Annotated in this window: 1 protein-coding gene; it reads left to right on the top strand. The window is 61.3% G+C overall.

Annotation, left to right across the window (positions count from 1 at the left end):
* Positions 1-46: 46 nt before the first annotated feature.
* Positions 47-1,133 (top strand): type II secretion system F family protein (locus NKG95_RS34135; protein ID WP_353043872.1); only part of this gene is annotated, 1,087 nt, incomplete at its 3' end.

The raw sequence follows: 1,133 nt of genomic DNA, 5'->3' as shown, positions 1-1,133 counted from the left end.
CGATGGAAGAAGTCCGGCGTGTCATCGACCTTAATGGAGGCGGTTGATGCCGGCCTTTGCCTACCGCGCCTACCTTGTCGACGGAACCAGGGAAAGCGGCGTTCTCGACGCGTCGACCAAGCAGGACGCCGCCCGCAAATTGGCGCAACAGGGGCGCCGATCCTATCATCTCGCCCCCGTCGACGGAGCAAGGCAACTTATTCGGCTGCCCGGACGCGGCTCCCTTACGTTTGCCCGACGGGTCGATCTCAGCCGGCTGTTTTCCGAGCTTTCGGTGCTCTTGAACGCGGGTTTCACCGTCGATCGCGCCTTGAGCGCGGTGATTTCGGGCGAAGGCAATCACACGCGGCGCCGGCAGCTGCAGTCCGTGCTCGACCTCACGACCGGTGGGCGGCCGATTGCCGAAGCCTTTGCCAGCCTGCCGGGGATCACATCGGACGTGGCGGCCTTGCTCGCCAGCGGCGAACGCAGCGGCAAGATGGCATTCATCTGCCAAAGGCTGGCCGATACATTCGAAGCAAAGGCAAAGCGTCGTGCAGCGATCGTCGAAGCGCTGACTTACCCCGCCTTTCTGCTGGTGGTCATGAGCGGGGCGCTCGTTATTTTGGCGACGGTGCTGGTGCCCGCGCTGGAGCCGATCTTCGAAGGCTCGTCGGCGGCAAAACCGTTCACCATGAAGCTGCTTTCCGGGCTCGGAACCGTTTTCTCCGACTATCCCTTCGTGTTCCCGCTCGCGGCAACCGTTGCTTTGCTCTTCTATCTCTTTCTTTCGAGGTCAGCGGGGGCGAAGGCGTTGTTCTCGCGCTGGCTGCTGAGAATTCCGTTGATCGGCTCGCTGGTCAAGGACACGGTGATAGCGCGCTATCTTGAGACTTTGTCCCTCCTTCTCGGCAACGGGGTGGCAATGACCGAAGCGCTTGGCCTGTCGGCGAATGTCTCCCGGCAGAGTTCACTATGGGCAAGTTTTACCGCGATCGAAGACGACGTCGCCAATGGCGCCCGCCTTCATAGCGCAATCGTCAAGTCTGGCATTTTCGACAACGCAACAATGTCGCTGATTTCACTGGGCGAAGACGCCAACGCGCTTCCCGTCGTGTTGGATCGTGCCGGAAAGATGCTCCAGGCCACGCTGA

The sequence above is a fragment of the Mesorhizobium sp. M1423 genome (assembly GCF_040317575.1).
Lineage (GTDB): Bacteria > Pseudomonadota > Alphaproteobacteria > Rhizobiales > Rhizobiaceae > Mesorhizobium.
Note: the sequence above shows the minus strand (reverse complement) of the source record. Positions and strands in the feature narration are given on the sequence as shown.